Genomic DNA, 22124 nt, shown 5'->3' on the forward strand with positions numbered 1-22124 from the left:
AGATCAAAAACCGATAGTGCGAAGGCCTTTGAGCTGGTCCAGATTGCCGGTCAGCGCCGCGCCTGATGGCACGTTATCCCGTAGCACGACGTTGAGCGACGTGATGTTGCGGACCTGGTTGCCAGCACCCAGCAACGTCGTGTTCTGCATCAGCCCACCCTGGGCCAGGCGCTGCATGGTGCTGCCCTGGTTGTGGTTGGCTGCGATGTTGAGTTGCACTCCATTACCGGTCGCTGAGACGCTCATCGCTCCCGCTTCGTTGCTGCCATACAGTGTCGAGCCAGAAGCCAATACCTCGCCCTGTGGTTGTGTCGTCGTCGCCTGGTTACCCCGTGTGACATTGATGCCCACATCGTTGTAGGCGGTGTTGTTGTCGCCGGCGGCGCGCACCACCTGGGTGACGCCGTTGGTGCTGTTCAGTCCACCACCGCCTGTCACGCTGCCGGTGCCTTGCGCACTTGAGTTGCCAGTCCCGGTGTCGTTGATCATCGACACGTAGAACTGAGGCTTGATGGTGTTTTGTTGCACTTGCATCGTTGTGGTGGCACCGATGGTCGAGCCGTTGGCGTTTTGCCAGACGCTGGTCATGACAATGCCGAAACTGACGATCCGTCCCGGCATGACGTAGCGGCCGCGAAGGCTGGCCAATTCTGAATCCTTCAGTTCGATGGGTTTGAATATTTCTGCGTGGATCGGCAGGCTAGCGGCCATGCAAACCACAGCTAGCCAGGTTGGAGTTTTCATTGAATGCTCCCGGAGCGTCGTGCCCCTTTATTCTTAGAAGAAGTCACTTCGAATGAAGCCGAAATCCATGAGCTCTGCGTCCTTGACCGGTGCGAATTCATTGATGCGATTCTTGGCGGTCAAAGGCACAGGCGGGTCAAGCAGTGCGTTGTCCTTGTCATAACCCTGGCCGATGACGGCGAAAATGATGCCGTTCCAGCCTTTGACAAAGTCATCCACTTTGTAACGTTTGTGGCCCAGTACCGGGTCTCCGACGTAGACCCAGCCCCGGTTGACTCTTTGCAACACCACGAAGTGCTTGTAGCCACGAACATCCATCAACACCACGACGGGTATCTTGATGTCGTTGAGCGTCTCCGGTGCCACGCGATAACCGCGGGCTCGCATGCCGAGGCTTTCCACGTATTTCTTCATGTCGAGCATGGAAAAGCCCTGGGTGCGCACCAGGTTCTGGTCGGCGTGGGCCAGCATGCCTTCGATGATCTGATCTTCACTCACGTCCAGCCAATAAGCCTGGCGCAAAATGGTGGCCAGTGCGGCTGCGCCACAACTGAAGTCGGTTTTCTGTTGCACCAGGTCAACAAACTTGCGCTCGCGGATACTCTGGATCGGCTTGTAGACCACCGCACCGCCCGGTAAGACAGAAAGCGGCATTTGAGCCGCCTCGATCACACCCGTCACGCACAGCAAAACAGCCAAGGCGATAATGCGCATGGTGTCGCGCCTTCTGGTTGCGTTGAGAAAGGCCCCCGTACGGGGGCCTCCAGTCACAGCAGTTAGAACGATTGGTTGGAGATGGCCAACGAGTTGCTTTGTTGGTTGCCCACGCCAGCCGCCACGTTCACGCCCAGGTTGCCGCTGCCGCCATTCACCGAACCGCTCAGGGTTGCGGTGTTGGTGACAGGGTTAAGCCAGCCCACTTGAGTGAGTACTTGATAGGACACGGTGTTGCTCAGCTCAAACGCGCTGCTTTCGCTGTAGCTCTTCGCAAAATCTTTCGACGAAGAGGACGAAGTCTCGCCCGATTTGTCGTACGAAGAGGTGAACGACTTGGTGAACGAGGTTTCGTGCGAGTTATCGTACGAAGAGTTGCTGGTGTTACTGGTTTCGGTGTTGACGGATGCATCGAGGTTAGCCGACACGTTCGCGTTACCGCTGGCGCTGCGAGTGCGATCACCGTTGCCGTTGTTCCAGGTCACGGAGCGCGATCCTTCAATCCCTGCAGTCAGGTTGGCAGTGATGGACGCTGCGCTGGTGGAGGCGGAATCAGCGCTTTGCGAGCCGCTGGAGTCATGGGTTTTCGAGCCGCTGGCGTCAAAGGCGTTGGAGCCACTGGCTGCCCAGTTGCTCGACGCGTTTTTCTCAACGCTGCCGCTGACATCTTTGTTGAAGGACTTGGAGCCGCTGAGGGTGGTGGTCAACGAAACCGTTGCCACGGCGAGGTCGGCATTGGCTCTGTTATTCACAACCAGGCCAGGTCCGCTCTGTTCGGCAGAAGCAGTGGCCGATGCACTACCCAATGGCGAATTGGAGTTGGCGATGGCCATAGTGTTTTTCTGTTGGTTGAGGTCGCCACCGGCAATGTTGATGCCCATGTTGCCGCTGCCGCCGTTACCCGAACCGCTCATCACCCCGGAGTTGGTGGTGGAGTAGTTGTCGACGCGGTTGTTGTTGCTGTACTGGTTGACTCGGGCAGTAGCCGTTGCATTGCCGAATACGAAGCTGTTGTCCAGGCTCGAGTCCGAGGATGCGTTGGCGATGGCAGCCGCGTTGTCTTGTTGGTTGCCGTTACCGGCCGCCACGTTGACACCCACGTTACCGCTGGCACCACTTGCCGAACTGCTCATCTCGGCATTGTTTTGGGTGCCTTCGTTGAGGATGCGGTTGTTGGTACTGCTTTGCCGGTCATTCGCCGTCGCCGTGGCAGAGACAAGGATTTTCGTAGGAGGAGGAGTATGGTTGTGGCCATTACCGTGGCCACGACGATCGCCCTGTTCAGCTTGTACAGCAACAGCCATGAGCGCAGCAATTGCGAAAACCAGAGGCTTGAGTGCCATCGAAGGTTTCATGGTGATTCTCCGTACTTATTTAGGTTAAGTGTTGTTTTTACCTGTTCGGATCAGTCCGCGATCCGTACGCTGAAGGTGTTGGCCATTCGGTTTCCCACCCCTGCGCTCTGGTTCAACTGAATCACCCCACGGCTACCGGTGAAAGCCTGATCACTGGTGGTGACCTGGCGATAGCCTGATGCAGGGACAGTTGGACCGGAGTTGTTGATCAGCGCCACGTTCTGTTGCATGAGGACGCTGTCGTCGAGACTTTGTGGTTGCGCACCGATGCTGATGCGCAGTGCATTGGCTTGTTGAGTACCGGCACCTGCGCTCTGGTTCACGCCCAGTGCACCGTTGCCGTTGCTGAAAGAGTTGCCCTGGATGCTGGCCCTGGCGTCGACTGCGGGGCTGTAGACCGTGTTGATCCGTTGACGGATCTGCGTGGTGGCATTGGCATCATGACCAATGGCGAAAGCCCGGGCATTGGCTTGTTGCTGCTGGTCGCCGGCGGCCTGGTTGACCCCGACGTTGCCCGAATAACTGGCACCCGAGTTGTCGATAGTGGCGGTGTCCACCACTGGTGACCCGGCGAAAGTCGATGTACTGCAGAGCATGGCGATCATCAGCAGCGTGCGATTCATCTCAACGGTCTCCCGTGATGATTTTCAGCGCGCCCATGCCTTGCTGGACGCTGGAATTGACCATGTTGGCGATGCCGTTGCCCGCGCCGGTGCCACGACCGCCGGCCTGGTTGGCCAGTTGGTTCTGCGTGCTGATGTTGCCGCCGAGATTGTTGTTGCCGATGTTGTTCATCATTTGGCTGATGCCTGCGCCGCTGGCGACGCCGGCAAAATCACCGTCACTTAATTCGTTGGTCTGGTGCAGGACATACTGGGAAGGGTTGGCGTTGGCCGTCGTGGGATTGGGGTCGGGTGCCACGGGCGCTCGGGTCGCCATGCGAGGCTGCACGTCACGTTTGATAATGATGATGCCGTTGTCTGCCTGGACAGGCAGGCTGACCAGCGATGTCAGTGCGCATCCAGCGAGCAGAACGCTGAAAATAGTCCCGGCAACTTTCTCCACGGTGGCAATTCCTTCTGTAGTTGGAACGCTGGCCCGAATAGCGATGCGAGGAGGAGAGCAGAAGCTGTGCCGTATTTTGTTTTTCTTTATAAAACAGAGGGTTGTATTTAGTTGTTCGAGAGGGCTGGAAAAATTTGTTACATCGATGAGACAAAGACGCGTCCAGGTCCCGTCAATACGCGCGGTATTGCGGACTAGAGCGGTTGGAGGCAGGTTGTATCAGTGATGCAACAAATTCGGGCTTAAGCGCCGAAACCTCTCTATTCCAAGGGTTGTGGCGCTGCCGAGTGTTTCAGGAATGGACATTTTTCTTGGGATGGGCTTGGCCGGTCAGGTCTTGAGCAAGTCCCTGACAGCGTCGAATGCAGCGTTTTTCCGCTGGCTCCAATCACCCTGCAACACCTGGAAGGGCTGCCGGTGCCGGTCCAGCCATTGGTGGCACGACCGGAAAAATGCCTGGCGCTCTGTCAATTGCGGCTGGCACCGTAACCCGTCGTCATGCCACTCCACGTTTTCCGGGCTCAGCAGCAAGTGCAGGTCATAGTGCCGCGCCAGCAAGGCTTGCTCGATCCATTCCGGGCAGTCGCCAAACAAGGTGCGACTCCACAGAATGTTGCTCAACAAGTGCGTATCGAGAATCAGCAGGGGCGGCCGTTGGCCCCGTGCTTCGTCCTCCCAGGCAAGCTGGCCATGTGCTATTGATGCAATGTCATCGTAGCAGGTTTCCCGGGTATTTCTTTCCATAAAGGTTCGAACGTACTCTTCGACCAATATGCCGCCAAAGTTGGCGTGAATCTCACCCGAAAGCCAACTCTTTCCGCTCGATTCCGGGCCAGTGAGCACTAATACCTTCATGGATTCAGCACCGGATCGCTACGCCAGGTGCGCCAGCCTTGAACGGCCAGGAGGGTAAAGAGGCCATATAGCGCAGCAGTCAGGACCATGCCCTTGTAGATGAACAGGCCCACGAAAACACAATCCAGCACGATCCACAGGGGCCAGCATTGCAGGCGCTTTTGCGCCATCCAGACCTGTGCCACCAGGCTGAAGGCGGTGAGGGCGGCGTCAAGCCATGGCTGGGCGGCGTCTGTCCAATGTGCCATGGCTGCGCCCAACAGCAGGCTGCCGATAGCGCCGAGCGCCAGGCCCCCGGCCAGGGCTTGTGTGCCCAGGCGGGTGACATCACGGCCTCGATGGTCCTGGCCCGCCCGTGTCCATTGCCACCAGCCATACAGCTGCAACCCGGCGTAGATCACTTGAAGCAGCATGTCCGAGTACAGCTTCACCTCGAAGAAGACCCAGCTGTAGACCAGCACCATGACCAGGCCGATGGGCCAGCACCACGGGTTCTGCCTGACCGTCAGCCACACGGCGATCACGCCGAGGGCGGCGGCGAACAGTTCAAGCCCGGACATGGAACAACCTCGGGGAGAAAGAGGAGGGGGCGGATTGTACCGGCAGGCGCCCCCGAGTAGAACCGGCCAGCGCGCAGTCTCGTCGCAGCGGCGCAGAGCGGGCCGCTGCGACGGGACTGTTTAGACGCGGAACTGTCTGAGCAGGGTGTTCAACTGTTCGCTCAAGTCCTTGAGGCGAACACTGGCCACGCTCGACTGTTCCGCCGCCAGCGCCGTGCTGTGGGACAAGCCTGCAGCCTGGGTGACGTTCTGGTTGATGTCCTCGACCACATGCGCCTGTTGCAGGGTGGCGCTGGCAATGGAGGTATTCAAGCCGTTGAGGTTGCGCAAAGCCTGGCCGATGGCGTTGAGGCTGGCGCCCGCCAGGCCTGCCTGTTCGATGGTCAACTGGGACGCGCGGCTGCTGTCGCCAATGACCTTGACCGCCGCCTCGGAATGGCTTTGCAGGCGCTCGATCATCGACTGGATCTCGGCGGTGGATTTTTGCGTGCGCTGCGCCAGCAGGCGCACTTCATCGGCCACTACGGCGAACCCGCGTCCCTGCTCACCGGCTCGCGCGGCCTCGATGGCGGCGTTGAGCGCCAGCAGGTTGGTTTGTTCGGCAATCGAACGGATCACTTCCAGCACGCTGCCGATCTGGGTGCTTTCGGTGGCCAGCGTACGGATGACCTCCACGGCCTGGTCGATGGTGGAGGACAGTTTGTCGATCTGTTCCAGGCTGCTGTCGATGTTCACCTGACCCTGCTGCGCCTGGGACTCGGCATCGCGCATTTCGCTCGCCGCATGCTCGGCGTTCTTGGCGACATCCTGCACGCCGTACGTCACTTCGTTGATGGCTGTGGCCACCAGCTCCATCTGCTGGGATTGTTGCTGGCTGCGCTGCTGCGCCTGGGCGGCATCGTTGCCCAGCTCGTTGGACGATTGGCCGAGCGCGCCAGCCGAGACCTGCAACTGGCTGATCACGCCACGCAGTTTGGCGGTGAATGCGTTGAAATGGTGGGCCAGTTGCGTGACTTCATCGTGGCCATGGGTATCGAGGCTACGAGTCAGATCGCTCTCGCCGCTGGCGATATTGGCCATTGCGTTCACGGTTTCCTGCAAGGGACGCACAATGCTGCGGGCGATCAGGATCACCAGCAATGCCATGATCAAGGCGATCACCAGGCCGACGCTGGAGGCTTTCCACACCTGGGCCTTGAACTCTGCCTGCAGGTCATCGATGTACACGCCCGAGCCGATCACCCAGCCCCAGGGTTCAAACAGTTTGACGTAAGAGGTTTTTTCCACGGCATCGCTGGCGCCGGGTTTTGGCCAGCGATAGTCGATCGCACCACCGCCCTTGGCCTTGGCCAGGGCTACCATTTCATTGAACACCGCGAACCCGTCCGGATCACGAATGGCCGAGAGGTTCTGGCCGTCAAGCTTCTGGTTGACCGGGTGCATGATCATCACCGGCGTCAGGTCGTTGATCCAGAAGTACTCATTCTCGTCATAACGCAGGCCGCGCACGGCGCTCAATGCCTGCTTCTGTGCCGCTTCGCGGGTCAGGGTGCCGGCGGTCTCCAGGCCGTGGTAATAGGTCAGAATGCCGCTGGCCGTCTGCACCACGTGTTGGGTTTTCTGTGCCTTGGCGTGATAGAGATCGTCGTGGATCTGCTTGAGCATCAACACACCCAACGTCAAGAGCATCATGACGGCTACGACCAAGATGAGCCACAAACGACGGCTGATCGACATACTGCGCAAGCTGTTCATAGCACTGTCACTCCGGTGTTATTGTTTTTTTATTCGGCAGAATCCCATCACACTTCGTCGAACGGGCATATCCGACCCAAGTCCAATAACGTGGCAGCGTTATTGGGGCTTGTCTGATAGGATTTCGGCCCTGAACGCAAAAACCTGAATTGAAGTTGATTTTTCACGGATTTTTTACGACTCCGTCGTGATTCTGTGCGCGCCGACCTTGCGTCGCGCTGATCATAATCAACGTTTTGCAATAAATACGATCGGGGCATGCCGTCGTGCATCGCTTCTTGGGGGATTGATGGATCTTTGGACCGCCTTGCAGGCATTGATACTTGGGGTTGTGGAAGGGCTGACGGAGTTTTTGCCGATTTCCAGTACCGGACACCAGATCATCGTGGCCGACCTGTTGAACTTCGGAGGCGAGCGGGCTATTGCCTTCAACATCATCATTCAGTTGGGTGCGATCCTGGCGGTGGTGTGGGAATTTCGCCGCAAGATTCTGGATGTGGTAACGGGACTGCCGACGCAACCCGGCGCCCAGCGCTTTACGCTGAACCTGCTGGTCGCTTTCATGCCGGCCGTGGTGCTGGGGGTGATCTTTTCCGACCTGATCCACCATTACCTGTTCAACCCGATCACCGTCGCGGCGGCATTGGTAGTGGGCGGGGTCATCATGTTGTGGGCGGAGAAGCGCGACCACGCCGTGCACGCTGAAACGGTCGACGAAATCACCTGGAAAGACGCCCTGAAGGTCGGCTTCGCCCAGTGTCTGGCGATGATTCCAGGAACCTCGCGATCCGGCGCCACCATCATCGGTGGGTTGCTGTTCGGCCTGTCGCGCAAGACCGCCACCGAGTTCTCCTTTTTCCTGGCCATGCCCACCATGGTGGCGGCGGCGGTGTATTCGGGGTTCAAGTACCGACATCTGTTCGAACCGGCGGACCTGCCGGTGTTCGCCCTGGGCTTCGTCACCGCGTTCATCTTCGCGATGATCGCCGTGCGTGGCCTGCTCAAGTTCATTGCCAGCCACAGTTACGCCGTGTTTGCCTGGTACCGCATCGCGTTTGGCCTGCTGATCCTGGCCACCTGGCAGTTTGGCTGGGTCGACTGGACGGCGGCCAAGTAATGAATGGCAGCCGCGCACGCCGTCCGCCCGAACGCCCGTCGGGTGGCCCGGTGCAAAATCTGCGGCTGAAACTGCTGGTGCTCGCGGTGGTGTGCGCGCTGCCGCTCATTGGCTCTGTCTCTTTCTGGGTGCAAGGCGTTTCGTTCATACCGCTGGCGGCCTATGGGCTCGTCAGCGTGCTTGCGTTTTTCCTTTACTGGCGCGACAAGCACAAGGCCCGCACTGAGGGCAGGCGCACCCCTGAAAACATACTGCATGCGGTGGGACTTGCCGGCGGCTGGCCTGGCGCCTTGCTCGCCCAGCAGGTATTGCGACACAAAACGCGCAAGGTTTCGTTTCAAATTCTGTTTTGGGTGATTGTGCTGCTTCACCAGGTGTTCTGGATCGATCAGTTGTTCTTGCAGACGCATTGGGTCGGCCCGTTCATGCGTTGATCGGGCTCAAGCATAGTCAGTGTTCGAGCCTCGCTTGCAAACATGTTGTTAACGGTTATTGCTGGCAAATAGGGTTACAACTGCGTGTTATGACACCGGTTTTCGCCGTGCTAGTTTTCGCCAACCTTAAATGTCTGGAGGTTGGCGATGAGACTTGAAACCGTGACTACCGAATGTGCCATGTATAAGTTGGCCCGATTTCTCGGCAGTTCTCCCGCCGAAAAAGTCGCGTATGTCAGGCGGCGATCAAAACTGCTCGATGGTACGAATTCAAGTCTTATCGCCGACGAAACCATCCTTGATAATCTGGTCGTCGTTGAAGATCGTATGCGGCAGTTTGTCCTGCACTTCGAACAAGTCCAATCTGCGATTACCCCCGGTCTTGTCCTCGAGAATTACGTGGTTTCGATGATCAACGAATTCGTCAATGTTGCGGTCGTTGCCGGTATCGAATCGATCCTGCAGGCATTGGAGCCTGTCGATACCGTAAGCCCTTTACCCGATTCAGAGTTGATCACCGCCATTGACACCTTGTTCGAGAGCCGCGACTACCTGCGCGAAAGGCTTGAACTCATGTATTCGTTGATCAAAAATCCGGAGCTCGTTTCCGAGGTCATTTATACGGACTTTAATACTTGCAATCGAGTGTTCGTGCCGCTGACTGATGGGGAGGGCAAGAACTCGGATGATCTATACGGTCTGGCTTTCCTGTGGTTCATGGGTGTCGATTTATGCATGCTTATTAATGAAGCCTGCATGATTGCCAATTCAGCCTATACACCTAAAGTTTCAGGTTTTTCCCACGAATTTTATTTGTATATCGTGCTGCATGAACTGTCTCATCTGTGGGTGGAGGCTGATGACCTTGCCTATCACTTTACCGCTGACCAAGAAGCCAAGGACTTCGATGTGTATTCAATGGCTAATCTCAAAGCCAGTGACATGAACAATGCCGACAACTATTGCACGTTGATTTTCATTGCACTGGCTAAACTGCACAAGCAGGGGTTTATTGACCTTCGGCGGTACTAAATCAACAACCCGACCTGAGTGCGCTTGGGCAGCTTGCTCACCACCAGTTGATGGGAGCGTTGCAGCAGCGCTTGCAACTCCCCGGCGCCGAGCGGGTAGGGCGTCTGCATGATGATCCATTGCGCTCGTGCCAGATAAGGCGCGGGATGAATGCCGGGGCGGTCGCAATGGCCGAGAAACAGGTCCTTGTCGACTTTGAAGGCCAGGGATTCGCCGCGCAGGTTTTGCAGGGCGAACATCTTGTTGCCGGCAACGGAGAACACCCGCACGCCGCCCCACTTGTAGTCCTCCCGTGCGCCCGGCAGGGCGAGGCAGAATCGTGCGGCGTCTTCTTCGTTCATACGTCCAGGCTTCATATCAAGCGGTCTCCACAGGCATCGAAGGACTCGATCAAATGGTCGAGCCAGGCCCGCACGGCGGGCATCACCCCACGTCGGTGCGGGTACACGGCTTGCAGCCAACCGCCAGGCAGCGACCAGTCGGGCAAGAGCTGCACCAGTGCGCCACTTTGCAGTTCTGTCTCGCAGTACATCATCGGTAGCATCGTGAAGCCCTGGCCAGCGAGCGTGCAGGCCTTGCGCACAATGAAATCGTCGATGCCCAGGCGCGCCTCCAGCGCGATTTCGTAACTTTTACCCTGTTGATCGAGCATGCGGATGTGCACCAGGCGGTCGGCCTCAAGCGCACCGAGTACAGGCAATCCCTTCAGGTCTTCAGGATGATCGATCTGGCGACCCTGGAGAAAGTCCGCGCTGGCCACCATCAGCATCTGCGCCTGCCGCAGGCGGCGGGTCACGAGCAACGGATCTTCATCGCCCGGCTCGCGAACCCGCAGGGCAACGTCGACCCCTTCGGTCACCAGATCCACACGGCGGTTGACCAGCATCACTTCCAGTTGCACCTGCGGGTACTTGTGGAGGAATTGGCTGATCACCGACGGCAGCATTTCATGGGCCAGGCCCACGGGGCTGGACACCCGCAGCCGACCGCGCGGTACGCTGGACATACTCGCCACGGCTTCATCGGCCATTTCGGCTTCCAGCAGCATCGCCTGGCAGTGACGCAGGTAGCGTTCGCCCACGGCCGTCAGCTTGAGTTGGCGGGTGGTGCGTTGCAGCAGACGCGCGCCCAGGCGCTCTTCCAATTCGGCAATCCTGCGCGAGAGCCGCGATTTTGGAATGCCCAGCAGTCGGCCCGCCGCGGCGAATCCCCCCGCTTCAACCACCTTGGCAAAATAGAAGAGGTCGTTGAGGTCTTGCATGTCTATCACTCGATTGTTCTATCAGTAGGACAAACTATCGCATTGTTGCCAGCTAATCATCCATTGGTTTCGCTTGTAGGATTCTCTCCATCAGATCGCCCTGTAGCGGTCCTCAATTGGAGATTCCACATGAAACTGCTGCATATCGATTCGAGCATCCTGGGTGACAACTCGGCTTCCCGTCAGCTGAGCGGTGAAGTGGTCAAGGCCTGGCAAACCGCCGAGCCGAGCGCCGTGGTGACTTACCGCGACCTGGCCAGCGACGCCATCAGCCACTTCTCGGCCAATACCCTGGTTGCCGCCGGCACCCCGGCCGAACTGCGTGACGCCGCGCAACAGCACGAAGCCGACCTGAGCGCGCAGACCCTGGCCGAATTCCTCGCTGCCGACGCGGTGGTGGTCGCCGCGCCGATGTACAACTTCACCATCCCGACTCAGTTGAAAGCCTGGATCGACCGCATCGCCGTTGCCGGCCAGACCTTTCGCTACACCGAAGCCGGCCCTGAAGGCCTGTGCGGTAACAAAAAAGTCGTGATCGTCTCGACCTCCGGCGGTTTGCACCTCGGCCAAGCCACCGGTGTGGCCCATGAAGAGTACTTGAAGGTCATGTTCGGTTTCCTTGGCATCACCGACATCGAATTCGTTCGTGCCCATGGCCTGGCCTACGGTGACGAAGTGCGCACCAAGGCCATGAGCGACGCTCACGCACAGATCAGCGAGCAATTGTTCGCCGCTGCGTAAGGCTTGCGTAAAGCTGTCATTCTGCTCGGGCAACACCTCAAGAAACTCTGTATTCTGATTGCGCAAGTATCAGGTACGGAGTTTTTTGTTTCTGGATACTTCGCGCTGGCCCGGGTTATGCAATACCCGAACGCGTGTGGCCAAATTCAGAAAAGGTGGGGCATCCCATGGTGCGTCTTTGTGCAATGTTACTGATTTGCCTGCTCAGCAGCCTGAACTCAGTGCACGCCGCGCCTGCGCCGCACCCTCACTGGAGCGTCGGCTTTCATGAGATGAGCTTTCTCGACCCGCTGGACTTGCAGCCGATGCGGGCCATCGCATTTTATCCGTCCAGTGATCGCGAGCACGTTAGCAAGCTTGAGGGCTACACGGTGGAGGCAGGCGAAGACACTCGCGTGGCCATCGGCCGTTTTCCCATGCTGATGCTCTCCCACGGCAACACCGGCACGCCGCTGGCCCTGCATGACCTGGCGACATCGCTGGCCCGCAAGGGCTTTGTGGTAGTGGCGGTGATTCATCCCGGCGACAACTCCAAGGACCACAGTCGGCTCGGCACCATGAGCAACCTCTATGGTCGCCCGATCCAGATTTCCGAAGCCATTACCGCCACCCTGGGTGATCGCATGCTCGCGCCGTTCGTCAACGCCGAACAGGTCGGTGTGATCGGTTACTCGGCAGGCGGCGAGACGGCGTTGATCCTGTCCGGGGCCACTCCGGACCTGGATCGCCTGCGCCGCTACTGCCAGGAGCGCCCGGACGATCACGATGCCTGCAATACCCAGGGCGAGTTGATCGTTGATCGGGATGACCTGCAACCGGTTGCTGATCCCCGGGTTCACGCATTGCTGTTGATGGCGCCGCTCAGCCTCAAGTTCGGCCGACACACCCTGGCCGACGTGCATGTGCCTGTGCTGCTGTACAGCGGTGACGGCGACAAACTGGTGGCGTTCGACAAAAATGCTGCGGCGCTGGCGCGTAAGCTGCCGACTGCGCCGGACTTCAAGTTGCTGGCCGGGGCAGGGCACTTCGTGTTCATGGCGCCGTGCAACGAAGAGCAAATCAAAGCCATGCCGGCGCTGTGCACCGATGCCGATGGCGTTGACCGCGAGGACATTCACCGCAACATGATCTCGGAGGCGGGGCGGTTTTTCTCCCGTACCCTGGGCAGGCCGACCCGCGCCGGCATGCAGACTGCCGATCAGTAAGCCTTACGCGGCGCGGCGCTTGAGCAGCAGGGTCAAGGCCAGGCCGGTGATGGACAACATCGCCGCACTGAAGAAAATCCACGAGTAGCCCAGGTTCAATGCCACCGCGCCCATCAGCGGTCCCGCAATTGCCAGCGCGAGGTCGAAGAACACCGCATAAGCACTCAGGCCGGCGCCCCGACTGGAGTTCGGCACCTGTTTGATCGCCTCCACACCCAGCGCCGGGTACACCAGCGATAAGCCAAACCCGGCCAGGGCTGCGCCGAGCAGGGCAAAACCCGTGGAAGGCGCCAGCCACAGCAGCACCAGGCCCACGGTTTCAATGGTCATGCAGGCAATGGCCGAGGTGAAACCACCAAAACGGCTGATGCTGGAAATGAACAGCAGGCGCGCCAGGATGAAGCAGATGCCGAACACGGTCAGGCAGTACGCGGCACCGGTCCAGCCACGGCTGACGTAATACAAGGTAATGAAGGTGGTCAGGGTGCCGTAGCCGATCGACGCCAGGCTCAGGCTCGCACCGAATGGCGCAATACGCCCGAACACCGCCCAGAAAGGCAGGCGTTCGCCGCGCACCACCGGCACCGAGGGTTTGTTGCGGATCAGCAGCAGCGCGAGCACGGCCAAGAGCGTCAGCGCGATGCCGAGGCTGGCGAATCCATATTGCGCCACCATCACCACACCCAGCGGCGCGCCGATGGCGATGGCACCATAGGACGCGATGCCGTTCCACGAGATCGAACGTGCCGTGTGTTCGGCGCCGACCTGGCCCATGCACCAACTGATGGTGCCGACCCCAATCAGGCCTTGGGCGATCCCCAGCAGCAGGCGGCCGGCGATCAGGATCAGCAGGCTGGTCAGGGGAAAACTCTGCAACAGCGTCGACAACAATGTCAGGACACCACTCAATACAATCCCGCTCAAGCCGTAAATAATCGCGCGCTTGGTCCCCACTGTGTCCGACATGCGCCCGGCCATGGGGCGGCTGAGCAAGGTTGCGAGGTATTGTGAACCGATGGTCAGCCCGGCAACCACCGCGCTGAAGCCCAGTTGCTCATGGACATAACCGGGCAACACCGCAATCGGCAGGCCGATGCAAAGGAAGGCGATAAAGGTATAGAAAACGATAGAGACGATCTGCAGGGTGATCGCCATGGAGCTTTGCGGTGGCAGTTGCTGCGCAGACATGAGGGCTCTTTCGCGGGCGGCGGTGGGAGAACTGCATCATGGCGCGGGCGGGAAATAAATGAAAGCAGGCTAACTATATTTCCTGCAATTGATTCCCCTGTGGGAGCGGGCTTGCCCGCGATAGCGGTGGATCTGCCAAATAAATTTCGCCTGACCCACTGCCTTCGCGAGCAAGCCCGCTCCCACAGGGAAAAGCATCCCCCAGGGAGATGCAAAAAGCCCCGTCACATGGACAGGGCTTTCAACTTGCAGCTCGTAGCTTGCAGCTAATCGCTGCTTTTAGAACACCACACCCTGACTACGCAGGTAATCATCATAGGTGCCGCTGAAGTCGGTCACGCCATTCGGGCTCAGCTCGATGATGCGCGTGGCCAGGGACGATACGAACTCACGGTCATGGCTGACGAAGATCAGCGTGCCCGGGTAGTTTTCCAGCGCGAGGTTCAGCGCCTCGATGGATTCCATGTCCAAGTGGTTGGTCGGTTCGTCCATGACCAGCACGTTCGGCTTTTGCAGGATCAGCTTGCCGAACAGCATGCGGCCTTGCTCACCACCGGAAATGACTTTGACCGACTTGAGAATCTCGTCGTTGGAAAACAGCATGCGGCCCAAAGTGCCGCGAATGACCTGCTCGCCCTGGGTCCACTGACCCATCCAGTCGAACAGGCTCATGTCCTCTTCAAAATCGTGGGCGTGGTCCTGGGCGTAGTAACCAAGTTCCGCGCTTTCGGTCCACTTCACGGAACCGGCGTCTGGCGTCAACTCACCCATCAGGGTGCGCAGCAGGGTGGTCTTGCCGATACCGTTCGGGCCGATGATCGCTACGCGCTCGCCTGCTTCAACGGTGAAGCTGAAGTTCTTGAACAGTTCCTTGCCGTCGAAGCCTTTAGCCATGTGCTCGACGATGACCGCCTGGCGGTGCAGTTTCTTGGTTTGTTCAAAGCGGATGAACGGGCTGACGCGGCTGGAAGGCTTGACCTCGGCCAACTGGATCTTGTCGATCTGCTTGGCGCGAGAAGTGGCCTGTTTGGCTTTCGAGGCGTTGGCCGAGAAGCGACTGACGAACGATTGCAGCTCGGAAATCTGCGCTTTCTTCTTGGCGTTGTCCGACAGCAATTGCTCGCGGGACTGGGTCGCCACGGTCATGTACTCGTCGTAGTTGCCCGGGAACAGACGCAGCTCGCCGTAATCCAGGTCGGCCATGTGCGTGCAGACGCTGTTCAGGAAGTGACGGTCGTGAGAGATGATGATCATCAGGCTCGAGCGCTGGGTCAGCACGTTTTCCAGCCAGCGGATGGTGTTGATGTCCAGGTGGTTGGTCGGTTCGTCGAGCAACAGCACTTCCGGATCGGAAAACAGTGCCTGAGCCAGCAACACGCGCAGTTTCCAGCCCGGCGAGACTTCGCTCATCGGACCGAAGTGCTGTTCGATGCCAATGCCCAGGCCCAGCAACAGCTCGCCCGCACGGGATTCGGCGGTGTAGCCGTCCATTTCAGCGAACTCGGTCTCCAGCTCGGCCACGGCCATGCCGTCTTCTTCGCTCATTTCCGGCAGCGAGTAGATGCGGTCGCGCTCGGCCTTGACCTTCCACAGCTCTTCGTGACCCATGATCACGGTGTCGATCACGCTGAATTGCTCGTAGGCGAATTGATCCTGGCGCAATTTACCCAAGCGCACATTCGGCTCGAGCATGACCTGGCCTGCGGACGGGTCGAGGTCACCGCCGAGGATTTTCATGAAGGTCGACTTGCCGCAGCCATTCGCACCGATCAGGCCATAGCGGTTGCCCGCGCCGAACTTGACCGAAACGTTTTCGAAAAGCGGCTTGGCGCCGAACTGCATGGTGATATTAGCTGTAGAAATCAAGGTTTTTCCTGCGAAGCATTCAGTGGCCAGGGGTGCGGCGATACCGCGCTTGGCCCGAGTCGAAGTGCGCTGAAGCCGGGGTCAATTCCCGTCATCAACCAAAGAGGGCGCGAAGTTTGGCGGCGATTGTACTGGTCTGGCGCTCTGAACGATAGGGCGTTCGGGCCAAGAGTCGGGCTGGCAGTACTAATAGCGAGAATTTCGCATTTGTAGGTTAACTATTGGTTACAAATAGTGGCTAAAATGCGGCATCGACTGGCGCCCTCAGGCGCAGAGGCAGTCTGTTCACTTTTGATGTGTGACGATTCCGTGAAACTTATCATTGCCGCTGTTTATGTTGTCTCGATTGCCTACGTCCACCTGCGTGGGCGCGTGCGCCACAAGCTCGGACGCCAATTGAGTGATCACTCGTCTTTCCTGGCGCCGATCAATTGCTTCCTTTATCTGTTCTCGAAAAAACCCAACAAACCCTTCCTCGATCCAGCCGAGTTCCCGGACCTGAGCCCGTTGCAGGCCCACTGGGAGGAAATTCGCGCTGAAGGTCAAAACCTGTTGCGCGCGGGCGAGATCAAGCGGTCCAACCAGTACGACGACGTGGGCTTCAACTCGTTCTTCAAGACCGGCTGGAAACGCTTCTACCTCAAGTGGTACGGCGATAGTCACCCGTCGGCGATGAAACTCTGCCCGCGCACCACTGAACTGGTTCAGGGAATCGGCTCGATCAAGGCGGCGATGTTCGCCGAGTTGCCGCCGGGCTCCAAGCTGGTGCGCCACCGCGACCCGTACGCCGGTTCCTACCGTTATCACCTGGGCCTGGAGACACCGAACGATGCCGGCTGCTACATCAACGTCGATGGCGAGAGCTATCACTGGCGTGATGGCGAAGCGGTGATGTTCGACGAGACCTACATTCACTACGCAGAAAACACCACTGACCAGAACCGTATCATCCTGTTCTGCGACATCGAGCGACCAATGAAATACCGCTGGGCGACAGCGTTCAATGCCTGGTTCAGTCGAAATGTGATGTCGGCGGCGGGTGCGCCCAATGATGTGGGTGATCGCACCGGTGCGCTCAATCGGTTATTTGCGCGGATCTACAAGGTGCGGCTGCGGGGCAAGGCGCTCAAGAAGCGTAATCGCAAGCTGTATTACCTGGAGAAGTGGGCGATTTTTGCGGGGTTGTTGGCGGTGTTTGTTCTGATCTGAGTGTTGCTGAGTATCTGATGGCCCTATCGCGGCAAGCCCGCTCCTACAGGAGCGGGCTTGCCGCGAAGAGGTCCTGAAACTCACCGCTTACTGGCCTTCTTGGCTGCCGGCTTCGCTTTCGCCGCCGGTTTGGCCGCCTTGCCCCCCAAACTACGCTTGAGCAACTCGGTCAAGTCGATCACATCCGCCGTCTTGCGCTCTTCCTCGCCTGTCGCAGTCTCGACATCCTCGATCTTGCCTTCGTGGGCCTTTTTCTCCACCAGCGCCATGATCTTGTCCTGGAAACTGTCGCGGTAATCTTCGGGGCTCCAGTCACCGCTCATGTCCTGTACCAAACGCTTGGCCATGTCCAACTCACCCTTGGCCAGCGTGGGCTTGGTCACGTCACTGCCCAATTCGAGCGTATCGAGGCTGCGCACCTCTTCGGGCCAGCGCAGCATCACCAGCACCATGGCCGACTCGATGGGCATCAGCGCCGCCAGGTGCTGGCGGGTATGCAGTACCACGTGGGCGAGGGCGACTTTTTTGGTTTTGCTCAGGGTTTCGCGTAGCAGGGCGTAGACTTTGCCGCCGCGTTTGTCAGGGGCGAGGTAGTAGGGCGTATCGATGTTCTGCAATGGAATCTGGTCGCTGTCGACGAAAGAAAAGATGTCGATGGTCTGCGTCGACATCGGGTGTGCCGATTTGATTTCTTCCTCGCTGAGCACCACGTAGCGACCCTTTTCGTATTGCACACCCTTGACGATGTGCTCCTTGGTCACTTCCTTGCCGGTCGTCTTGTTGACGCGCTTGTAGCCCACCGGGTCCATGCTGCGGCTGTCGAGCCAGTCGAAATCCACGCCCTGGGAAGACGTCGCCGAGACCAGCGCCACCGGGATGTGGACCAGTCCGAAACTGATTGCGCCTTTCCAGATTGCCCGTGCCATGGTCGTCTCCTCGCGTCTGATGATCAGGTGACCCGCACCGCTGCGCAAAAGTTTCAGTGACGTGCAGGCCGGTGCGGCCGGGGTCTCAACTTCGTGTTACATCTTGTTCGGGAGGTTTTGGTTAACAAATGCGAACCCTGGGCGTAGCGTGCTATCGAAGGCTTTATCACGTAGAGAGGCAGCTCATGAACCGGATAGTGCTTGGCCTGTTCGCGATGGCATTGAGTGGTGCGCTGAGCAACGTTGCCCAGGCCCAAAGCCCCACGGGTGCCACCAGCAATCCTTACAACAGCCCGATTCGCCGGGCCAACCCCAACAGCATGCAAGGCACGCAACCGAGCGCGCCGACGATTCGTGGGCCCAACACCGTGCCGGTGCCGCGACCACCGACGCTGGACAATGGCGGCATCGGCAACCGCTACCCCCAGGATCGCACCGCGCCCGCCAGCCCGCCCAAGTTCATACCCAACCCGCCGTCTCGCGATGCGAACACCCGTTAACCACAAAAGGAATCGTGCATGTTGCGTAAAACCTTCCTGGCAACCTTCTGTGCCAGCGCCTTGCTCGGCGCGGCTTTACCCGCGCTTGCAGCGACGTCTCAGGAACTGAAAAGCGAGCAGGGCACCCTTGAGGTCACGCCGATCGCCAAGGGCCTGGATCACCCCTGGGCCCTGGCGTTCCTGCCGGACCAGAACGGCATGCTGGTGACGGAGAAGCCCGGCAACCTGCGAGTGGTGAGCGCCGATGGCAAGCTCTCGGCGCCCATCAGCGGCGTGCCGGACGTCTGGTCCCGCAGCCAGGGCGGTTTGCTCGATGTGGTGCTCTCGCCCGACTTCAAGCAGGACCGCACGGTGTACCTGTCCTACGCCGAAGGCGGGGGTGAGGGCGGCACGGCCGGGACCGCCGTCGGGCGCGGGCAGTTGTCGGAAGATTTGAAGACGTTGAACAACTTCAAGGTGATCTTTCGCCAGGAGCCCAAGCTGTCCACCGGTAACCACTTCGGCTCGCGCCTGGTCTTCGACCGCGACGGCTATCTGTTCATCGCCCTGGGTGAAAACAACGACCGGCCTACCGCCCAGGACCTCGACAAGCTGCAGGGCAAGATCGTGCGCATCTATCCGGACGGCAGGGTGCCGGACGACAACCCCTTTGTCGGGCAGTCCGGTGTGCGCCCGGAAATCTGGTCCTATGGCCAGCGCAACCCGCAAGGCATGGCGCTCAACCCCTGGACGGGCGTGCTCTGGGAAAACGAACACGGCCCCAAGGGCGGTGATGAGCTCAATATCATCGAGCGCGGCAAGAACTACGGTTGGCCGCTGGCGACCCATGGCATCAACTATTCCGGGCTGGCGATCCCCGAAGCCAAGGGCAAGAAGGCCGAAGGCACCCTCGCGCCACACCACGTCTGGGAGAAATCCCCGGGCCTGAGCGGCATGGCCTTCTACGACGCCGACCGTTTCAAGCCCTGGCAGCACAACGTGTTCATCGGCGCACTGGCGACCCAGGAGCTGATTCGGTTGCAGTTCGACGGCGATCGGGTGGTGCACGAAGAGCGCTTGATGGGCGAGCTGAACCAGCGCATTCGCGACGTGCGCCAGGGGCCGGATGGTTACCTGTATGTACTGACGGATGACAGCGACGGGGTGTTGTACCGTGTGGGCCTGAAATGATAGGCCCCCTGTAGGAGCGAGCTTGCTCGCGATGGCGGTATGTCAGGCATCCGCTATCGCGAGCAAGCTCGCTCCTACAGGGGTGGGTTGACACCAACGGATGTATCGAGCTAGTTTCACCCCATGACTTCCACCGTACTGCGCTGCCAGCCAAGCATTATTACCGCCATTCCTCATTTGGCGGGCTAGCTCACGACTGCAGCACCCAACCCGCCCTAGAGGCGGGTTTTCATTTTCTGTCTCCGGGGTTTTGAACATGTCAGGAGACGACCATGCACACCACGCGCGCCCAGCAAACCCTGCTTGAGCACTATGTAAAAAAGATCCTCGCCGCGCCGGTGTACGAGTTGGCGATGCGTACGCCGTTGCAGGACGCACCGGCGTTGTCCGAGGCGCTGGGCAATCGGATTCTGCTCAAGCGCGAAGACTTGCAACCGACGTTTTCCTTCAAGATCCGTGGTGCCTACAACAAGCTGGTGCAACTGAGCGATGAGCAAAAGGCACGAGGTGTGATCACCGCATCGGCCGGCAATCATGCCCAGGGTGTGGCGCTGGCGGCGCGGGAGTTGGGGATCGATGCAACCATCGTCATGCCGTGTGCCACCCCGGAACTGAAGGTGCTCGGCGTACGCAGTCGCGGGGCCGAGGCGGTGTTGCACGGGGAGAGTTTTCCGTTTTCCCTGGCCCACGCGCTGGAGTTGGCGGAGCGCACGGGACGAACCTTCGTCTCGCCGTTCGATGACCCGGACGTGATTGCCGGCCAGGGAACCGTGGCCATGGAGATCCTGCGCCAGCACCAGGGGGACCTGGACGCGATCTTCGTTCCGGTGGGCGGTGGCGGCTTGATCGCGGGTATCGCGGCGTACGTCAAATACTTGAGGCCGCAGGTGCGCATCATCGGCGTGGAATCGGAGCATTCGGCGTGCCTGCAAGCCGCGATGGAGGCGGGTGAGCGGACGGTGTTGCCCAATGTCGGCACTTTCGCCGACGGGGTGGCCGTGGCACAGATCGGTGCCTATGGCTTTGAGGTTTGCCAGTTCTGCGTCGATGAAGTGTTGACCGTCAGCAACGACGAACTGTGCGCGGCCATCAAGAACATCTACGACGACACCCGCTCGATCACCGAGCCCTCCGGCGCGCTGGCCGTGGCCGGGATCAAGAAATACGTGGCCCGCCGTGGTGTCAAGGGAGAGACCCTGATCGCCATCGACTCAGGCGCCAACATCAACTTCGACAGCTTGCGACATGTGGCGGAGCGCGCGGCGATGGAGGTCTGACTTCCTCTCCTATCCGAGCACCTGTGGGAACGAGCCTGCTCGCTCCCACATGACGCTCTCCAGGGTTGCAATTTGCACGCGTGAAATCCGGCATTCCGGCAAATTGCATGATGGCCTTTAAGTTCAGGCCTTCTAACCCATTGATTTGTTGCTGAGCCATACAGGGGAGGCCAGGGCATGTTTCATGCAATAGCTGTATGGAAAAACCGGCCAGACTTTATAGAGCCGGTCTTAACCCTATCTGGCTTTTGCACACTCAGGAGAGAGTCGCCATGTTTCTGTCTGCCTTGGAACTTCGCAACATCATTGAAAGCAGCTTTCTTCCCAAACGCTGCCAATGCACGCTGTCCCCCAACATGCTGATGTCGGTAAAAGTTTTTGCCGACGGGCAAACCGATCAGGTGGACCTGTATGTGAGCGGCATTGACGCCTCTTCTCTCAACAGTTGCCGGGAAATCAATAACCTGATTGCCGGCCTGCGTTCAGGCATCTTGCAGCCAATGGATACCCAGCCGCCGCTGTCGAAATACCAATCTGTGTAACCTGCGTTCAATCCTTCCCGGGTCTGGCCATGCGACCAGACCCGTCGTCGTTTTCTCGCCGATCAGTTGCCTTGTTCCGTACACGCTTGCGAGAGCTTGCGGTACGTGATCTCTGCGGGTTTGCCCGCCGCATCGATGTACTTCATGTCCGCCGTGACGACCTTGCATTCCAGAGTGTCCGGCTCGCTGAGCGACACCACTTTCGCCACATGCAGCGGCATGCCGTATTCGTAGGGCACCGCTTGCGCAGTCGTGCTGTCGTTCGCCTGGGCCAGGCCGGTGAACGCCGAGCAGGCGAGGGTGAGGGTAACCAGCAGGGTGGGGGTGTTCATGAGGGATCTCCCGTGCAGTCGCAAGTCAACTCGACAAGGGCGTCGAGGCTGCCGCACTGGGCGTCAGAGGAACCTGAGGGCGTGCGGTCCAGTGAAGTGTTGGACCGCAGCGTTAAGCGATGGTTAAACCGGCTGAATGCCGCCTGTCGTGTGGGAGGGTTTTGTCAGGCTTTTCGCTGCGCCAGGATTCCTGGAAAACCGAAGCCGGGTCCTACAAAGGTGGATGCCTTGTCTGCTTCCGCAGGCTGGGCAGGGACGGCTACTGTTTGGACTCGC

General features: G+C 59.2%; 23 protein-coding genes and 1 pseudogene. 10 read left to right on the forward strand and 14 right to left on the reverse strand.

What is annotated here, in order from left to right:
• Window positions 1–3 precede the first annotated feature (3 nt).
• From AB4N64_RS07345 to AB4N64_RS07380, 8 genes are all read right to left on the reverse strand, one after another.
• On the reverse strand, window positions 4–744 hold the full coding sequence (locus AB4N64_RS07345) for a hypothetical protein (protein ID WP_460123544.1): 741 nt from the start codon (window positions 742–744) through the stop codon (window positions 4–6).
• A gap of 33 nt (window positions 745–777) precedes the next feature.
• A complete protein-coding gene (locus tag AB4N64_RS07350) occupies window positions 778–1458 on the reverse strand; it encodes a C39 family peptidase (protein ID WP_460123547.1) in 681 nt (226 codons plus the stop codon).
• Between the two features lie 62 nt (window positions 1459–1520).
• Window positions 1521–2813 carry a heme utilization protein gene (locus AB4N64_RS07355; RefSeq protein ID WP_460123550.1) on the reverse strand — a complete coding sequence of 431 codons (1293 nt, stop codon included), beginning with the start codon at window positions 2811–2813 and terminating at the stop codon, window positions 1521–1523.
• Between the two features lie 50 nt (window positions 2814–2863).
• Window positions 2864–3436 carry an adhesin gene (locus tag AB4N64_RS07360; RefSeq protein WP_460123553.1) on the reverse strand — a complete coding sequence of 191 codons (573 nt, stop codon included), beginning with the start codon at window positions 3434–3436 and terminating at the stop codon, window positions 2864–2866.
• A 1-nt stretch (window position 3437) separates the two neighbouring features.
• Window positions 3438–3878 (reverse strand): hypothetical protein, encoded by a 441-nt coding sequence (locus AB4N64_RS07365; RefSeq protein WP_460123556.1) that lies wholly within the window; start codon window positions 3876–3878, stop codon window positions 3438–3440.
• Window positions 3879–4208: 330 nt separating this feature from the next.
• On the reverse strand, window positions 4209–4733 hold the full coding sequence (locus AB4N64_RS07370) for an AAA family ATPase (protein ID WP_460123559.1): 525 nt from the start codon (window positions 4731–4733) through the stop codon (window positions 4209–4211).
• Window positions 4730–5293 (reverse strand): nicotinamide riboside transporter PnuC, encoded by a 564-nt coding sequence (gene pnuC, locus AB4N64_RS07375; RefSeq protein WP_460123562.1) that lies wholly within the window; start codon window positions 5291–5293, stop codon window positions 4730–4732. The genes AB4N64_RS07370 and pnuC overlap by 4 nt, the downstream gene beginning before the upstream one ends.
• A gap of 120 nt (window positions 5294–5413) precedes the next feature.
• Window positions 5414–7048 carry a methyl-accepting chemotaxis protein gene (locus AB4N64_RS07380; protein ID WP_460123565.1) on the reverse strand — a complete coding sequence of 545 codons (1635 nt, stop codon included), beginning with the start codon at window positions 7046–7048 and terminating at the stop codon, window positions 5414–5416.
• 289 nt (window positions 7049–7337) lie between these two features.
• Here AB4N64_RS07380 and AB4N64_RS07385 point away from each other — a divergent pair, with 289 nt between their 5' ends.
• The 3 genes from AB4N64_RS07385 (at window position 7338) to AB4N64_RS07395 (ending at window position 9631) form a co-directional block, all read left to right on the forward strand.
• Window positions 7338–8165, forward strand: a complete 828-nt coding sequence (locus AB4N64_RS07385) for an undecaprenyl-diphosphate phosphatase (RefSeq protein WP_460123568.1) — start codon at window positions 7338–7340, stop codon at window positions 8163–8165.
• A complete protein-coding gene (locus tag AB4N64_RS07390; RefSeq protein WP_460123571.1) occupies window positions 8165–8599 on the forward strand; it encodes a DUF1294 domain-containing protein in 435 nt (144 codons plus the stop codon). The genes AB4N64_RS07385 and AB4N64_RS07390 overlap by 1 nt, the downstream gene beginning before the upstream one ends.
• A gap of 147 nt (window positions 8600–8746) precedes the next feature.
• The gene (locus tag AB4N64_RS07395; protein ID WP_460123574.1) at window positions 8747–9631 is read left to right on the forward strand and encodes a hypothetical protein; all 885 of its coding nucleotides are present in this window, start codon (window positions 8747–8749) and stop codon (window positions 9629–9631) included.
• Here the strand turns inward: AB4N64_RS07395 and AB4N64_RS07400 are convergent.
• Together AB4N64_RS07400 and AB4N64_RS07405 are read right to left on the reverse strand one after the other, a co-directional pair.
• Window positions 9628–9987, reverse strand: coding sequence for an MmcQ/YjbR family DNA-binding protein (locus AB4N64_RS07400; RefSeq protein WP_460123577.1), 360 nt, complete (start codon window positions 9985–9987; stop codon window positions 9628–9630). The genes AB4N64_RS07395 and AB4N64_RS07400 overlap by 4 nt on opposite strands.
• Window positions 9984–10892, reverse strand: a complete 909-nt coding sequence (locus tag AB4N64_RS07405) for a LysR substrate-binding domain-containing protein (protein ID WP_460123580.1) — start codon at window positions 10890–10892, stop codon at window positions 9984–9986. Before AB4N64_RS07405 ends, AB4N64_RS07400 begins: the two co-directional genes overlap by 4 nt.
• 129 nt (window positions 10893–11021) lie before the next feature.
• Between AB4N64_RS07405 and AB4N64_RS07410 the strand changes: the two genes are divergently transcribed.
• On the forward strand, window positions 11022–11633 hold the full coding sequence (locus AB4N64_RS07410; protein ID WP_460123583.1) for an FMN-dependent NADH-azoreductase: 612 nt from the start codon (window positions 11022–11024) through the stop codon (window positions 11631–11633).
• 167 nt (window positions 11634–11800) lie between these two features.
• Window positions 11801–12838, forward strand: a complete 1038-nt coding sequence (locus AB4N64_RS07415; RefSeq protein ID WP_460123586.1) for an alpha/beta hydrolase family protein — start codon at window positions 11801–11803, stop codon at window positions 12836–12838.
• A gap of 3 nt (window positions 12839–12841) precedes the next feature.
• Here the strand turns inward: AB4N64_RS07415 and AB4N64_RS07420 are convergent, their stop codons facing one another.
• A complete protein-coding gene (locus AB4N64_RS07420; protein ID WP_460123589.1) occupies window positions 12842–14026 on the reverse strand; it encodes an MFS transporter in 1185 nt (394 codons plus the stop codon).
• 279 nt (window positions 14027–14305) lie between these two features.
• Window positions 14306–15892, reverse strand: coding sequence for an ABC-F family ATPase (locus AB4N64_RS07425; RefSeq protein WP_460123591.1), 1587 nt, complete (start codon window positions 15890–15892; stop codon window positions 14306–14308).
• A gap of 309 nt (window positions 15893–16201) precedes the next feature.
• Between AB4N64_RS07425 and lpxO the strand changes: the two genes are divergently transcribed.
• Complete coding sequence (gene lpxO, locus AB4N64_RS07430; protein WP_460123594.1) at window positions 16202–17101, forward strand: lipid A hydroxylase LpxO; 900 nt, start codon at window positions 16202–16204, stop codon at window positions 17099–17101.
• Between the two features lie 80 nt (window positions 17102–17181).
• On the opposite strand, the gene ku is transcribed toward lpxO, so the two are convergent.
• A complete protein-coding gene (ku, locus tag AB4N64_RS07435) occupies window positions 17182–18027 on the reverse strand; it encodes a non-homologous end joining protein Ku (protein ID WP_460123597.1) in 846 nt (281 codons plus the stop codon).
• 185 nt (window positions 18028–18212) lie between these two features.
• Here ku and AB4N64_RS07440 point away from each other — a divergent pair, with 185 nt between their 5' ends.
• From AB4N64_RS07440 to AB4N64_RS07455, 4 genes and pseudogenes are all read left to right on the forward strand, one after another.
• Window positions 18213–18527: a hypothetical protein gene (locus AB4N64_RS07440; RefSeq protein WP_460123600.1), complete on the forward strand. Its 315-nt coding sequence runs from the start codon at window positions 18213–18215 to the stop codon at window positions 18525–18527.
• An 18-nt stretch (window positions 18528–18545) separates the two neighbouring features.
• Window positions 18546–19697 carry a PQQ-dependent sugar dehydrogenase gene (locus AB4N64_RS07445; protein ID WP_460123603.1) on the forward strand — a complete coding sequence of 384 codons (1152 nt, stop codon included), beginning with the start codon at window positions 18546–18548 and terminating at the stop codon, window positions 19695–19697.
• A gap of 272 nt (window positions 19698–19969) precedes the next feature.
• Window positions 19970–20965, forward strand: a pseudogene (gene ilvA, locus AB4N64_RS07450) (threonine ammonia-lyase, biosynthetic); the annotation flags it as partial.
• 281 nt (window positions 20966–21246) lie between these two features.
• Window positions 21247–21516: a DUF1652 domain-containing protein gene (locus tag AB4N64_RS07455; protein WP_460123606.1), complete on the forward strand. Its 270-nt coding sequence runs from the start codon at window positions 21247–21249 to the stop codon at window positions 21514–21516.
• A 62-nt stretch (window positions 21517–21578) separates the two neighbouring features.
• Here AB4N64_RS07455 and AB4N64_RS07460 read toward each other — a convergent pair whose 3' ends face one another.
• Complete coding sequence (locus tag AB4N64_RS07460; protein WP_460123609.1) at window positions 21579–21848, reverse strand: DUF2790 domain-containing protein; 270 nt, start codon at window positions 21846–21848, stop codon at window positions 21579–21581.
• Between the last annotated feature and the right edge of the window lie 276 nt (window positions 21849–22124).

Source organism: Pseudomonas sp. S2_C03, assembly GCF_054668405.1.

What these genes read in the sequence shown, in the direction of transcription:
- AB4N64_RS07345 (WP_460123544.1), bottom strand. Translation starts at nt 744, where the DNA reads ATGAAAACTCCAACCTGGCTAGCTGTGGTTTGCATGGCCGCTAGCCTG.
- AB4N64_RS07350 (WP_460123547.1), bottom strand. Translation starts at nt 1,458, where the DNA reads ATGCGCATTATCGCCTTGGCTGTTTTGCTGTGCGTGACGGGTGTGATC.
- AB4N64_RS07355 (WP_460123550.1), bottom strand. Translation starts at nt 2,813, where the DNA reads ATGAAACCTTCGATGGCACTCAAGCCTCTGGTTTTCGCAATTGCTGCG.
- AB4N64_RS07360 (WP_460123553.1), bottom strand. Translation starts at nt 3,436, where the DNA reads ATGAATCGCACGCTGCTGATGATCGCCATGCTCTGCAGTACATCGACT.
- AB4N64_RS07370 (WP_460123559.1), bottom strand. Translation starts at nt 4,733, where the DNA reads ATGAAGGTATTAGTGCTCACTGGCCCGGAATCGAGCGGAAAGAGTTGG.
- pnuC (WP_460123562.1), bottom strand. Translation starts at nt 5,293, where the DNA reads ATGTCCGGGCTTGAACTGTTCGCCGCCGCCCTCGGCGTGATCGCCGTG.
- AB4N64_RS07380 (WP_460123565.1), bottom strand. Translation starts at nt 7,048, where the DNA reads ATGAACAGCTTGCGCAGTATGTCGATCAGCCGTCGTTTGTGGCTCATC.
- AB4N64_RS07385 (WP_460123568.1), top strand. Translation starts at nt 7,338, where the DNA reads ATGGATCTTTGGACCGCCTTGCAGGCATTGATACTTGGGGTTGTGGAA.
- AB4N64_RS07390 (WP_460123571.1), top strand. Translation starts at nt 8,165, where the DNA reads ATGAATGGCAGCCGCGCACGCCGTCCGCCCGAACGCCCGTCGGGTGGC.
- AB4N64_RS07395 (WP_460123574.1), top strand. Translation starts at nt 8,747, where the DNA reads ATGAGACTTGAAACCGTGACTACCGAATGTGCCATGTATAAGTTGGCC.
- AB4N64_RS07400 (WP_460123577.1), bottom strand. Translation starts at nt 9,987, where the DNA reads ATGAAGCCTGGACGTATGAACGAAGAAGACGCCGCACGATTCTGCCTC.
- AB4N64_RS07405 (WP_460123580.1), bottom strand. Translation starts at nt 10,892, where the DNA reads ATGCAAGACCTCAACGACCTCTTCTATTTTGCCAAGGTGGTTGAAGCG.
- AB4N64_RS07410 (WP_460123583.1), top strand. Translation starts at nt 11,022, where the DNA reads ATGAAACTGCTGCATATCGATTCGAGCATCCTGGGTGACAACTCGGCT.
- AB4N64_RS07415 (WP_460123586.1), top strand. Translation starts at nt 11,801, where the DNA reads ATGGTGCGTCTTTGTGCAATGTTACTGATTTGCCTGCTCAGCAGCCTG.
- AB4N64_RS07420 (WP_460123589.1), bottom strand. Translation starts at nt 14,026, where the DNA reads ATGTCTGCGCAGCAACTGCCACCGCAAAGCTCCATGGCGATCACCCTG.
- ku (WP_460123597.1), bottom strand. Translation starts at nt 18,027, where the DNA reads ATGGCACGGGCAATCTGGAAAGGCGCAATCAGTTTCGGACTGGTCCAC.
- AB4N64_RS07440 (WP_460123600.1), top strand. Translation starts at nt 18,213, where the DNA reads ATGAACCGGATAGTGCTTGGCCTGTTCGCGATGGCATTGAGTGGTGCG.
- AB4N64_RS07445 (WP_460123603.1), top strand. Translation starts at nt 18,546, where the DNA reads ATGTTGCGTAAAACCTTCCTGGCAACCTTCTGTGCCAGCGCCTTGCTC.
- AB4N64_RS07455 (WP_460123606.1), top strand. Translation starts at nt 21,247, where the DNA reads ATGTTTCTGTCTGCCTTGGAACTTCGCAACATCATTGAAAGCAGCTTT.
- AB4N64_RS07460 (WP_460123609.1), bottom strand. Translation starts at nt 21,848, where the DNA reads ATGAACACCCCCACCCTGCTGGTTACCCTCACCCTCGCCTGCTCGGCG.